This is a genomic window from Stenotrophomonas sp. PI_27, assembly GCF_027854495.1.
GTDB classification, from domain to species: domain Bacteria; phylum Pseudomonadota; class Gammaproteobacteria; order Xanthomonadales; family Xanthomonadaceae; genus Stenotrophomonas; species Stenotrophomonas pavanii.
In genome coordinates this window covers 24,623-36,990 of sequence record NZ_JAJNOF010000011.1, presented here as the reverse complement: position 1 = coordinate 36,990, position 12,368 = coordinate 24,623, and the positions used below count along the sequence as shown (strand labels likewise).

Genomic DNA, 12,368 nt, shown 5'->3' with positions numbered 1-12,368 from the left:
ATGCAGAAGATCCTGATCATCGGCGCGACATCGGCCATCGCCGAATCGGTTGCACGCCTGTACGCCGCACGTGCCGCCGCGCTTTACCTGGTGGGCCGCAGTGCCGGCAAGCTGGACGCCATTGCCGCCGACCTGCGCGTACGTGGTGCCCAGCACGTGCATACCGGCGTACTGGACGTGAACGACCTGTCCGCACACGGCATGCTGCTGGACAATGCCTGGTCGGCTCTGGGCGGCGTGGATACAGTGCTGATCGCCCACGGCACGCTGCCTGACCAGGCCGCCTGCGATGCATCGGTCGAGCTGTCGCTGCAGGAATTCGCCACCAACGGCACCTCGACCATCGCGCTTTCCGCCGCGCTGGCGCAGCGCCTGCAGTCCGGGGCCAGCCTGGCGGTCATCTCCTCTGTGGCCGGTGACCGCGGGCGGGCAAGCAACTACCTGTACGGAAGCGCCAAGGCGGCCGTCACCGCCTACCTGAGCGGGCTTGGCCAACGCCTGCGTCCGACCGGCGTCAACGTACTGGTGATCAAGCCTGGCTTCGTCGATACACCCATGACCGCCGCCTTCAAGAAGGGGGCGCTGTGGGCAACACCAGACAAGGTCGCCGCCGGTATCCTCAAGGCCATCGGCAAGCGTAGGGCCGTGGCGTACCTGCCGGGTTTCTGGTGGGCGATCATGATGGTCATCAAGAACATTCCCGAAGCCGTGTTCCGTCGCCTTTCCCTCTGACCTGCACCACGAACCAGGACGACTCGTATGCCGGATATCGATCACGATCTTGATGTGTTGTATCAGCACAGGTTCCCTGCAGAAGAACTCGCCAACAAGAATCGTATCTGGCAAGTGCTTTGCAGCGAGTACTTCAGCAAGTTCGTCAGCGCCAGCGACACTGTTGTCGACATCGGCGCAGGGTACTGCGAGTTCATCAACAACATTCCTGCAGCCGGCAAGATTGCGGTCGACCTGAATCCTGATGTTCGGCGCTTCGCGGCAGACGGCGTGCGCATCATCAACGAGTCCTGCACGGCGGTAGCCTCGATACCCGATGCCAGTGTCGATGCAGTGTTCATGAGCAACTTCCTGGAGCATCTGCCCAGCAAGGATCTGGTGCTGCAAACGCTGCGCGAAAGCGCGCGCATGCTGAAGCCGGGTGGCCGTGCGATCATCCTGCAGCCGAACATCCGCTACCTGTACGACGAATACTGGGACTACTTCGACCACCACACTGCCCTAAGCGACCGCAGCCTGGTTGAGGGCGTTCTGATGGCCAAACTCGAGCCTCGCGTTGTCATTCCCAGATTCCTGCCCTACACCACCAAGAGCCGCCTGCCGCAGGCGCCATGGCTGGTGTCGCTGTATCTGAAAATCCCCCTGGCGTGGTACATCCTGGGCAAACAGGCGCTGGTTGTGGCTTACAAGCCGCGCTGACCTTATTCCATTCGCAGTCGAGCTGGTCCATGGCAAACAAGAACGACAAGATCGTCATTACCGGCGCAGCCGGCCTGGTGGGGCAGAACCTCATCGTGGAGATGAAGCAGCAGGGCTACACCCGACTGGTGGCGATCGACAAGCATGCGCACAATCTGGACATCCTGCGCCAACTGCACCCGGAGGTCGAGACGGTACTGGCCGATCTGGCCGAACCCGGCGCTTGGGCCGAACGGTTCTCCGGCGCTCGCCTGGTTGTGCAGTTGCACGCACAGATCACGGGAAAGACCACCGACCTGTTCGTACGCAACAACCTGACCGCGACAGGCCATGTGCTGGCCGCGTGCAAGGCGGCCTCTGTACCCTTCATGGTGCACATCAGCTCTTCAGTGGTGAATTCGGTGGCCAAGGATGACTACACCGACACCAAGCGCGAGCAGGAACAAATGGTCGTGGGCAGCGGACAGCGCCATTGTGTGCTGCGCCCCACCCTGATGTTCGGCTGGTTTGATCCCAAACACCTGGGCTGGCTGTCGCGCTTCATGGCGCGCACCCCCGTGTTCCCCATCCCGGGCGACGGCAGGTTCATGCGCCAGCCGCTTTACGAACGCGACTTCTGCCGCTGCATCGCCAGGTGCATCGAGACCGAACCCGAAGGTGAGGTATTCGACATCGTGGGCGACACCCGCGTGGACTACGTGGACATCATCCGCACCATCAAGCGGGTCAAGAAGCTGCATACGGTGATCGTGCACATCCCGATCGGCTTCTTCGGCTTCCTGCTGAAGGCCTACAGCCTGTTCAGCAGCAAGCCGCCCTTCACCGCCGACCAGCTGAAGGCACTCAGTGCCGGCGACGACTTCAAGGGCGTCGATACCGAAGCAGTCTTTGGGGTAAAGCAGACGCCATTTGAGGAGGCGATCCGCGAAAGCTATACCGACCCGCGCTACAGCCACATCGTGCTGCAGCGCTGAACAACCAGAACAGACGGAACCCAATTCTAATGAGCACTTTCGCCATCATCGGTAGTGGTCCGATGGGCCTGATGGCAGCCCTTGAGCTGCTGAAGAAAGGTCACCAGGTTGATGTGTACGAGCGTGATGACCGTATCGGCGGGATGTCGGCCGACTTCGATTTCGACGGCCTGCGCATCGAGCGCTACTACCATTTCATTTGCAAGACCGACTATCCGCTGTTCAAGCTGTTGGACGAGATGCAGCTGTCTGATCGTCTGCATTGGACGGATACCAAGATGGGTTATTACTACCAGGGCAAGCTGCACAAGTGGGGCACGCCGTTCGCCCTGCTAGGCTTCCCGCATCTGGGTCTGATCGACAAGGTGCGCTACGCCCTGCACGTGATGTACACCAAGGGCATCCAGGATTGGACAGCTCTGGACAAGGAGAACGCACGCGACTGGATCACCCGCTGGATCGGCCCGAATGCCTACAAGGTGATGTGGGAAAGGGCATTCGCACTGAAGTTCTTCGAGTACCAGAACGATCTTTCAGCCTCCTGGATCGGCACGCGCATCAAGCGCGTGGCGCTGTCGCGTCGCAATCTGTTCAACGAGAGCATGGGTTACCTGCAAGGCGGCTCGGCCGTGCTGCTCGACAGGATGGCCAAGGAAGTCGTTCGCCTCGGCGGGCGCATCCTGCTTTCCCAGCCGATCCAGGAAGTCACCTCTGCCGGGGGGAAGGTCACCGGCATCCGCACGCCCGACGGTCATCAGCCCTATGAAACCGTGGTTTCCACCGCCCCCATCCAGTACGTGCCCGATATGGTTCCCGGCCTTCCGAAGGCATTCGCCGACCAGGTCGGCGCCATTGAGAACATTCCGGTAGCCTGCGTGATCCTGAAGCTGTCGCAGCCGGTCAGCGAGAATTTCTGGATGAACATCAGCGATGATCGCATCGCCATTCCCGGCCTGATCGAGTACAGCAACCTCAATCCTGGCGAGGGCCCCGGCGAGCACATTGTCTACGCGCCCTACTACATGCCCAAGACCCATCCGAAGTGGCAATGGAGCAATCAGCAGTTGATCGACGAAGTGATCAGCTATCTGCCCATGATCAACCCGGCCTTCGAGCCGGACTGGATCAAAGCCACCCATTGCCACCGCTACGAGTACGCGCAAACCATCTGCCCGCCCGGGTTCCAGGACGTGCTGCCCCCAATGAAGACGCCACTGCAAGGCTTCTTCATGGCCGATACGGCGTACTACTATCCGGAAGATCGTTCGATCAACGAGAGCATCGCAGTGGGGGCGGCGCTGGCAGACCTCGCCAGCCGCTGAACCACTCCCCCTTGTCCGCCAGGCAGCTCTCAACGATGCCAAACTCATCAATCCTCAGGCACCTGCACCCTGGGAACAGTTCGTTCCTCCGCCTGGTCCTGCTGCTGGGTGCGGTGGTCGTGGCGATATTGGGCCTCAGCGACCGCGAGTATCAAGGCCGCGTCAGCGGTGGATGCTCGCAGGCGATGTCGCCTTTCCTGAAGCAGGCAACGTCGTCCAGCCCACGAGCGATTTCCTTCTGCGACCTGCAGAACGCCGATACGGCAGAATTGGTCGTCGAACCCATCCCCGCCGGCACCCCGTCAGTGTCGATCGAAATCGCCGGCTATGGTGATACGCCAGGCATCAGCGCGGTCCTCTCCGGGCCTGACGGAGTGGAGGTACCGGTTCCGCTGCCGCGCGCGGGGGACCGCTGGGTCCGCTGGATAATCGAAGTGCCACCTGCCTTGCAGGCGCAGGAGAGTCGCCTGATCGTGCGCGACCAGACCCAGGAAGGCTTCGGCTGGATTGGCGTGGGCATCGTCTCCGGCTACGGTGGATGGGTGCCGGTCAGCATCGCGCTGCTGCTGGTTGCGGTGCTGTATCCCTGGCTGGGCCGCATCGATCACGGCAACACGCTCTCCGGCCCCCCGCGCCACCGACGTCAACGCCTCTGGGTTGGTGCATTCGTTGCAGCGGCAACATTGCTGGCACTCGTGCTGCGCCGTCCGTCGCAATGGCGCAACCCCTACGTCTGGGTGGAAGATGGCAAGGACCTGCTGCCGGATTTCCTGCATTATGGATGGAGCACGCTGGTCCATCCGGTGGCCGGTTACATCCTGCTACCCAACAAACTGATCAACGCGATCTCGGTGACGTTGTCGTTCCGCTGGTTGCCGGAAATCAGCCTGGCACTGGCGGCAGCGATGACGATGGCGGTCATGGTCACGCTGGCTCTGGCCCCGACGCGCCTGCGCGCTCCCTGGGCATGTGCGCTGGCGGTCCTTGCGGTTCCCACTGATGCGGAGGTCTTCTCCACGTCGGCCTATGCATTGTGGTGGGGCGGTTTCCTGGTGCTGATTCCGTTGTTCTGGGACGAGCAGCGTTCTCCCGGGCTTCGCTGGCGGCTGCCCATGCTGCTGCTCGGTGCGCTGTCTTCGCCGCTCATCGTGATGATGGTGCCGCTGTACGGCGTGCGTGCTCTTCTGCTGCGCCGGCGCGGTGAGTGGTACCTGCTGGCCGTCGCCGCCCTGTTCGGCGCGATGCAGGCACTGCTCGTGGTGCTGAACCCGGTCGCTTCCCAGGAGCACCGCTCACTCCCCGGCATCTCGGCGCTGCTGGAGCGCTTCGTCGGTCATTTCCTGTTCTGGCGCCCCGACCTGGCCCAGCCCGCACTCGTTGCGGGCATCGGCGTGGCGCTTTCGATCGTCATCCTGGCTGCTGCGTGGGCCCAGCGACGTGAACGCAACTGGGTTCTGCCTGCGCTCATCGCCTGCTTCTTGCTGTCGGTCGCCGCTGCCGCAGCTCGGGTGCCGGTCGATCCGCTCGACCCCTTCAGCGGCGGACCCCGCTACTTCTTCTATCCTTATGTGTTCCTTGCCTGGATCCTGATCCATCTGATTGGCGGGGCCCGGGGCCCGGCACGGGTGATGCTGGTGCTGCTGCTGCTGGCCCCCCTGCATCAGACGCTACAGTACGGATTCCGCACGCACACCACGCTGGACTGGCGGGTAGAGGTTCAGCGCTGCACAGCCGGGCACTCGCTTGCCGGCCCAGCCGTGCATTGGACTGGACGGCTGGAGAACCTCTGGCACGCCCCGCTCACGGCAGAGCAATGCCGTCAGCTGGTCAGCCGCAGTCTGTTCGACAACCGTCTCGGCCCGCAGGATCTGCCGTCGTCCCCAGCCTCCTCCACACAGTAACCAGAAGTCTCCAGATGATCGTTTTCAACCTCCGCCGCTGGCAGTCATGATCAAGCGCCGCTTCATTCTCTTCATTGTCGCCAGTGGTCTGGCCGCGATCGCGAACTTCGGCTCGCGCATCGCCTTGAGCCATGTCATGTCATATGTGCCTGCGATCGTCCTGGCATATCTCATTGGCATGGCCACCGCCTTCCTGCTCAATCGGGCCTATGTCTTCAAGGACGCGAACAAGCCGCTGGCCGCGCAGGTGATGTGGTTCATCGCAGTGAACGCACTGGCCTTGCTGCAGACCCTTGTCGTCAGCCTGCTGTTCAGTCATTACGTCTTCCCATGGATGGGCCTGACCTTCCATCCTGAAACGCTCGCACACGCGTTGGGCGTCATTGCGCCGGCGGTGGTGAGCTACTTCGGGCACAAGCATTTCACCTTCAGGAAATCCTAGGCATGCCGACCCTCCCTCCTGCCTCGCCTGCTTCTCTGGGACCCGCAGGCCCACGTTCACTGCTGCGACAGCCGGCCATGCTCCTGGGCCTGGCCCTCGCACTGTTGTATGCCGTGCTGGCAGTTCTTGCCGGCAAGCATGGTTACAGCCCGGTTCCGTTCTGGGACATGTGGGACGGCACGCTCGGCTTCTATCTGCGCCAGCAGAGCGACCTTTCGGCCTGGTGGGCCCAGCACAACGAACATCGCATCATTCTGGCCAGGCTTCTGTTCTTCATCGACCTGAAGTACTTCGGCGGTCATGCAGTGTTCCTGCTGATCGTCAACTACGCCCTGGCGCTCATCACCTTCGGACTGCTGGCCTGGTGCGCCCTGCGCATCCTTCCCACGGCCACCTCCGCAATGCGCATCGTCGCCGCGGTGATCCTGAGCCTGGCCTTGCTGTGGACCCAGGAGAACAACTTGACCTGGGGCTTCCAGAGCCAGTTCTTCCTGGCTCAGCTGCTGCCGCTTGCCAGCCTGTTGCTGCTATGGCGCTCCAGCGTGGCCCCACGCTGCCGCAATGCCTGGTTCGGTGCCGCCCTGCTGCTGGCAGTAGTGGCCGCCGGCAGCATGGCCAACGGCGTCCTGGCCACCTGGCTGCTGCTGGCCGGCTGTATTCTCGGCCGACAGGGCACCAAGCGCATTGCCCTGGTGGCGGTGGTCGCCCTGGGGGTCACGGCCCTGTACTTCCATGGTTACGTGTCCCCGGGCACCCATGGTTCGCTGTCCAACACCCTTCGCGATTCGCCGCGCGGCGTGATGTGGTTCCTCTTTGCCTATCTGGGGAGCCCTTTTGCGCACCTCGCCGGTGACGACAAGCCCAACCTCTACGTCGCCGTCGGCTGCGGCGCGATTGTCACCGTCCTGGCTCTCTACCTGGCAGGCACCACGCTGCTTCGCAAGCACCGCGGCGTCGATCTGGAACTGGCACTTTCATTGTTCGTGGGCTACCTGGGCACATCGGCATTTGCGGTAGCCGGCAGCCGCATTGTGTTCGGCCTGGACAGTGCTGTGGCCAGCCGCTACACCACACCAGCGCTGTTGGTGATTGCCTGCGTGATGATCCTGGGGGTCGCCCGCCTGTGCCGTCGTTTTTCCTGGGCCCGCGGCCAGGCGGCCGCCGTACTGCTGGTCATCCCGCTGGTGTTCCTGCCGCTGCAGTGGAACGCGGTCAAGCACAATCCCCTGGCCGATTTCGAGAAGACCACGGCAGCCATGGCGCTGGAAATGGGCGCACGCGATGACGAACAGATTCTCTGGACCTATCCGGACAGTCCGCGTGCGCTGGAAATCGCACGTGATGCGTCCACCCAGGACTTGTCGATTTTTGCCAGTACGTGGTTGAAGGGTGCGCGCGAGAGCATGGGCCAACACTACGGGCCGGCACCTGCCCAAGGCTGTGGCGTGGTGCCGCCCGTTACCCGGGCATTGCCCGGATCGGGAGGCTGGTCACGCCTCCAGGGCGGGCTGGTCGATACCTATCTCGGCGAGGGTCTGGGTGCGCTCTACCTGCTGGATGCACAGGGCACGATCATCGGCCGCGGTATTCTCGCCGCCCCCGAGCGCCAGCAGGGCTCGGACAAGGTCGGCTCGCCGTTCAAGCTGTATGTGCGCGATGACACCCTGCATGCGGGCCCGATGAAGGTGGTCGTCCCCGGCATCTGCAGCGGGGACTTCAACTACAGCCCCTGAACTGACGCGTCCCGCCTGGCTGCGTGCCAGGCGGGAGGCGCCCATCAACGACGCAGGCGTGCCAGCGCGCGATGCAGCGGCGTATTGGGCTGGTTGGCGATGTCATAGCTGAGGAATGCCAGCAGGAACTGCAGGCCGCTGACGATGGCAATCGAGGGCAGCACCACCGTGCCTACGGGCGCGGAGACACCCTCATTGGCGGCAACAATCCAGTTCCAGCCGCCGTACAGTACGCCGCCACCGAGCAGCGCCAGCGCCGCGATCAATTCCAGTGAAGCGATGCTGAGGTCACGCAGGTAGTACCGGTAGGCGATGCGCTTGCAGAAGTTGCGGGCATGCTTGAGCGCGAACTCGCCGAGTACCTGACTGATCTTCAAATTGCTCACTTCGTCGCCATAGCGTGCATCCATCGGGACATCCTGCACCACGGCCTGCATGGCATTGAGCCTGAACAGGAGATCGGTTTCAAAGAAGTAACGCGTACTGATCGCCTCCATCGGCAACCGCTGTGCAACAGCGGCGTGGATGGCGGTGTAGCCGTTGGTCGGATCGAACAACCGCCAATATCCACTGGATGCTTTGGCCAGGAAGGAAAGCCCCAGGTTGCCGACACGCCTCAGCATCGGCATACGGCTGATGTGCGAAAGATCCCAGAAGCGGTTTCCCTTGGTGTAGTCAGCCTCGCCGCTGAGGATCGGCGCCACAAACAGGGGCAGCAGCGCCGGATCCATCTGGCCATCCCCATCGATCTTCACGATCACGTCCATGCCATCGGCAACGGCCTGCCGGTAGCCGGTCATGGTGGCGCCTCCCACCCCCTGGTTGACTTCGTGGTAGAGCACGCGCACCCGCGGGTCGGTATTGTTCGCCTCGATGTAACGCCCGGACTGTTCCGGACATGCATCATCCACGCAATAGATGGCAGTGACTTCCGGGCCGATGGCGGCGATCACGTCCAGGATATGCCGGATGACCTTGTAGCTGGGAACCACGACTGCGATCGCCTGTGACCGAGCGTGCTGTGTGATGTCCGTCTGTCCGAGCATTGCCCTCTCCAATTCGTTGTAGTCCATCACCGCCTCACGGATCCAACCGGTAGAACACCAGCCCGTCCGGGCCCACGGCGACCGGCTCTTCGCTGGCGCCCAGTTGCCGGTAACCGGTCAGACAGTACTGCCCATCCATGACGCGCGCATCACTCTGTCCCGGCAAGCGGTGTGCCAGCAGGTGGGTGACTCCGGCTCGACGGAGCATCGCACGGGTCTGCTCCGCCTGCGAACGGCAGAACATTGAACGCAGGTCCCTGGCGAAGTAGCCGTAGCCCGAACCCAGCCTGACGTTGAACAGGTAATCACGCTGGGCGAACGGCAGATAGGGAGTGACATACATCGACGGCAGCACCCAGTCCTCGCGTCCGTTAAGCACGATCGCATAGGCAGGCGCCAACACGACCGCGTCGTCTGGCAGTTGGCTCTCCGCGCGCCGGAACGCACGCACGTCCGCCTCGGTGATCGGGAACGTCCAGCCCTGATCGGCCGGGGTTACTCCCTTGATATCCACCAGGACGAAGGCTGCAACCAGCACCACCGCCACGCCACCCACAAGCACGTTTACCGGCACGCGAACCCAGCGCCGCGCTGGCAACCCCGGGCAGCGCCACTGCAGCAGCGCATCTGCAGTCATCACCAGCGTCGCCAGCAGCAGGGACCAGTGCAGGAGCACCGCGTACATGCTCAGCAGGCCGATGTAGCGCTGCGTGTACGTACTCAGCAGGCTGGCTTCAAGCGTTTCGTGCCCCAATGCAAGCGTGGTGATGTTCGACACGCGAAGCGCCACGGCCACGGCAATGATCAACGCGATCTGGGCAGCCAGCAGCAGCGAGAATGCGCGGCGGCGCCGGATCGCTTCAGGCGCGATGGTCAGCATGGCCACCGCAAGCACGGAGGTGATCGCAATCAGCAGGCGCGTCATCGGCAACAGCCGCTGCCCCATCAGCTGCTGCGACTCGGGCAGATACTGCATGCCGAAACCGGGTTGGGGGCCATACCACAGCTCCCAGCGCAGTACCTGCACGATGTGCTCGCGGAACGCATCAGAGGTGCGGCTGAGTTCGGCCGGGGTGGCCAGCATGTGCAGGCCCAGTGTCTGTTCCACGAACCGGCGTACTGGCGGCAGCGCTTCCGCCAGCAGTTGCAGGTAGTAGGGATCGGTGACCAGCAAGAGGCCGCCGAGCAGGCCGCCGCCGACCATGCCCAGCAGCGGCACGGCGACCTTGCCGCGCATCGCATGAGCACGCCACCACAACGGGGTCATCAGCACCAGCCAGGCCGGCACGCTGAAACTGACAAAGGCAATCGCCAGCGACGGGTTGAGCTTGGCCGCCATGGCACCGGCCAGCGGCAGGCTCAGCCAGGCCAGCAACCACGAACGAAGCGAACGGACAGGCTCGAGCCAGGCGAGCATCGCGCACAGGACCGGCAACAACAGGGTCGAGAAGGCCGCCAACCGCCCGGTGCTGTTGAGATCGTCCATCGGGTACAGGAACATCGTGCCACGCAGGATGGCGTAGCCGAGAACCACCGCAAGCAGGGCCGACCACATGCCCTGCGCAGGATGGGACAGCGCCCGCCCACGCATCCACAGGAAGATCACTTCCACGAATGCGAACACGGCCAGTGTCGCCTGCAGCACCGGCTGGATCTTCAGGAACGGGCCAATGTGCGCACCCAGCCCCGGCCAGGCCCACAGTGCTGCGAACAAGTGCAGCATTTTCGGGTACTTTTCCAGCCAATCTGTATGACCTGCAGTCAGCTTCGGATAGCCCGCATTGAACAGATCGAGGGCGAATGCAATGTGCTGATGCGTATCCAGGCCCAGGGCACCGGCGCGCAGGGAGTAGTGTGTCGCCGCCTTGAGCAGCACCAGCGCAGCCAACAGAGCGAGCAGCAGCCATGCCGGGCCGCCGAGGCGGTGCGCCTGGCTTGCCTCCGGCGCGCACGGCTTCCGCCGTATGACGGTGACGGAAGCTGCGACCACGGCCAGGCACATCAGGGAAAGACCAAGAGGCAGGCCCAATAACCGCCCCCAAACCCAGGTCAACGGTGCCAGCAGCAGCCAGAGCACCACCAAGCCTGTCTGGCCGAGCAACACCCGCACGAAGATCGCCGGCGACTGCAACACTGCATCCAGCCGGAACATCCGGGCGACCAGCTCGCCCAGCCCCGCCATGCCGGCAAAACCGGCGGCAAGCAGCAGCAGGAACTGCGCCTGCGCACCACTGTGCACAAACGGCACGGCGAGCAGGACCAGGATCACGACCGGCCACAGGTAGGCACGTAGGGTCTGGCCGCGCACCGGCCACACAGGGGCATCATTCACAATCAAGATTCCATCTTCAACCTCACGCCTCAAGGCGCAAGGCGTCCATTACATCTTCGGCGATCCTGTCGAAGCTTCCCGCGCGCAGGAGCGGATGTTCAAGGCCTGCAATCAAACCCGGCATCATCTGCCTCCGCTCGCATGCATCGACCTGGGCGATCAATGCCGCACAGATCGCCTCCGGAGTCATCGATTCCAGCGAGACGATGTTCTCTGTCGTCTCGTCCAGGCGCTTGTTGTCATAGCGATTGGTGACCACGCCCATCCCGAACGCGGCCATCTCCAGCGGTGGATAGCTGGGATGTGGCGACACCATCAAGGACAGTCCCAAGGCCGAAGTGGACAAGAGCTCAGCGTAGGCATCGATGTTCAACTTGCCCAGGGCCTTCAGACTGAACGGTCCCAGATCCAGGTCGGACTGCAGTTCACCGGGCGCGGCGACCTCCCACTGTGCTGCACGTGCGTCCTTCCATCCCCACAGGCGCAATCCTTCACAGATCAACTCGAACGCATTTCGCGGCGTACCAGGGCGCGCATAGACCACGATGCGGCGATCGCGCGCAGCCGGCGCATTGCGGACCTGTTGCAGGGCCGGGCGAAGGCCGTCATGCAGCACCGGCTCGAACACCGAGCGCTGCGCGTAGCGCAGATCGTGCTGTTCAAAGAAGTCGGCAAGCAGGCCCGTATTGAAAATTCCGATGTCACGATCGCAGCGGTAGGTACTCAAAGCCAATGCGTACTGGCTGGACCATGCATAGAACCCTGGCTCGAAGTCCTGGATGAGATAGATCATCGGGCGATCAATGCCCCCGTTTTCGCCCTGCCAATGCGACATCCGTTGTGCTGCATACGCTGTCCACCAGGCGGTGGCCACCCAGATGTCCTCACCGGCCACCGGCAGGGTCTTCTGGTAGCGATCGCTGAACGGCACGATCTGCCGCATGGCCGTGGAGGTCTGGTTCGCAGGCACCAGTACGTGGTCGGAGAAGCGCGAAAGCGCTTCCTCATCCGGTGAGCTGTCGACCAGCACGATCCGAGATGCGGGGAAATGCCGGCACAGCTCACGGTAGATCAGCACGGCCGTATGGATGCCGCCGAAGTAGTGCTGCTTGTTGATCGACGGCAGCACCAGATTCAGCCGCTTGCCCTGCCAGTCATCATGCCGGGGCGTGCACGGGGTGATCTCG

At 63.0% G+C, this 12,368-nt stretch carries 10 protein-coding genes; 7 read left to right on the top strand and 3 right to left on the bottom strand.

Going from position 1 to position 12,368, the window contains the following annotated elements; all coding sequences use genetic code 11:
• The 7 genes from LRM18_RS14585 (at position 1) to LRM18_RS14555 (ending at position 7,803) form a co-directional block, all read left to right on the top strand.
• Complete coding sequence (locus LRM18_RS14585; RefSeq protein WP_197639815.1) at positions 1 to 732, top strand: SDR family oxidoreductase; 732 nt, start codon at positions 1 to 3, stop codon at positions 730 to 732.
• Positions 733 to 759: 27 nt separating this feature from the next.
• Positions 760 to 1,431, top strand: coding sequence for a class I SAM-dependent methyltransferase (locus LRM18_RS14580; RefSeq protein WP_074725530.1), 672 nt, complete (start codon positions 760 to 762; stop codon positions 1,429 to 1,431).
• A gap of 29 nt (positions 1,432 to 1,460) precedes the next feature.
• The gene (locus LRM18_RS14575) at positions 1,461 to 2,405 is read left to right on the top strand and encodes an NAD-dependent epimerase/dehydratase family protein (protein WP_197639825.1); all 945 of its coding nucleotides are present in this window, start codon (positions 1,461 to 1,463) and stop codon (positions 2,403 to 2,405) included.
• A gap of 29 nt (positions 2,406 to 2,434) precedes the next feature.
• Positions 2,435 to 3,727, top strand: a complete 1,293-nt coding sequence (locus LRM18_RS14570; protein WP_270954889.1) for an NAD(P)/FAD-dependent oxidoreductase — start codon at positions 2,435 to 2,437, stop codon at positions 3,725 to 3,727.
• Positions 3,728 to 3,912: 185 nt separating this feature from the next.
• The gene (locus LRM18_RS14565) at positions 3,913 to 5,628 is read left to right on the top strand and encodes a hypothetical protein (RefSeq protein ID WP_270954888.1); all 1,716 of its coding nucleotides are present in this window, start codon (positions 3,913 to 3,915) and stop codon (positions 5,626 to 5,628) included.
• Positions 5,629 to 5,674: 46 nt separating this feature from the next.
• Entirely contained in the window at positions 5,675 to 6,070 is a 396-nt protein-coding gene (locus LRM18_RS14560; protein WP_270954887.1) for a GtrA family protein, read from the top strand.
• Positions 6,071 to 6,147: 77 nt separating this feature from the next.
• On the top strand, positions 6,148 to 7,803 hold the full coding sequence (locus tag LRM18_RS14555) for a hypothetical protein (protein WP_270954886.1): 1,656 nt from the start codon (positions 6,148 to 6,150) through the stop codon (positions 7,801 to 7,803).
• A 44-nt stretch (positions 7,804 to 7,847) separates the two neighbouring features.
• Here LRM18_RS14555 and LRM18_RS14550 read toward each other — a convergent pair whose 3' ends face one another.
• From LRM18_RS14550 to LRM18_RS14540, 3 genes are read right to left on the bottom strand one after another with little or no spacing between them, the layout of a single operon-like run.
• Positions 7,848 to 8,849 (bottom strand): glycosyltransferase family 2 protein, encoded by a 1,002-nt coding sequence (locus tag LRM18_RS14550; RefSeq protein WP_270954885.1) that lies wholly within the window; start codon positions 8,847 to 8,849, stop codon positions 7,848 to 7,850.
• 34 nt (positions 8,850 to 8,883) lie between these two features.
• Positions 8,884 to 11,181 (bottom strand): hypothetical protein, encoded by a 2,298-nt coding sequence (locus LRM18_RS14545; RefSeq protein WP_270954884.1) that lies wholly within the window; start codon positions 11,179 to 11,181, stop codon positions 8,884 to 8,886.
• Between the two features lie 22 nt (positions 11,182 to 11,203).
• Positions 11,204 to 12,313 (bottom strand): hypothetical protein, encoded by a 1,110-nt coding sequence (locus LRM18_RS14540; RefSeq protein ID WP_336297085.1) that lies wholly within the window; start codon positions 12,311 to 12,313, stop codon positions 11,204 to 11,206.
• Positions 12,314 to 12,368 lie beyond the last annotated feature (55 nt).

What these genes read in the sequence shown, in the direction of transcription:
- LRM18_RS14570 (WP_270954889.1), top strand. Translation starts at nt 2,435, where the DNA reads ATGAGCACTTTCGCCATCATCGGTAGTGGTCCGATGGGCCTGATGGCA.
- LRM18_RS14580 (WP_074725530.1), top strand. Translation starts at nt 760, where the DNA reads ATGCCGGATATCGATCACGATCTTGATGTGTTGTATCAGCACAGGTTC.
- LRM18_RS14555 (WP_270954886.1), top strand. Translation starts at nt 6,148, where the DNA reads ATGCTCCTGGGCCTGGCCCTCGCACTGTTGTATGCCGTGCTGGCAGTT.
- LRM18_RS14575 (WP_197639825.1), top strand. Translation starts at nt 1,461, where the DNA reads ATGGCAAACAAGAACGACAAGATCGTCATTACCGGCGCAGCCGGCCTG.
- LRM18_RS14560 (WP_270954887.1), top strand. Translation starts at nt 5,675, where the DNA reads ATGATCAAGCGCCGCTTCATTCTCTTCATTGTCGCCAGTGGTCTGGCC.
- LRM18_RS14550 (WP_270954885.1), bottom strand. Translation starts at nt 8,849, where the DNA reads ATGCTCGGACAGACGGACATCACACAGCACGCTCGGTCACAGGCGATC.
- LRM18_RS14585 (WP_197639815.1), top strand. Translation starts at nt 1, where the DNA reads ATGCAGAAGATCCTGATCATCGGCGCGACATCGGCCATCGCCGAATCG.
- LRM18_RS14565 (WP_270954888.1), top strand. Translation starts at nt 3,913, where the DNA reads ATGTCGCCTTTCCTGAAGCAGGCAACGTCGTCCAGCCCACGAGCGATT.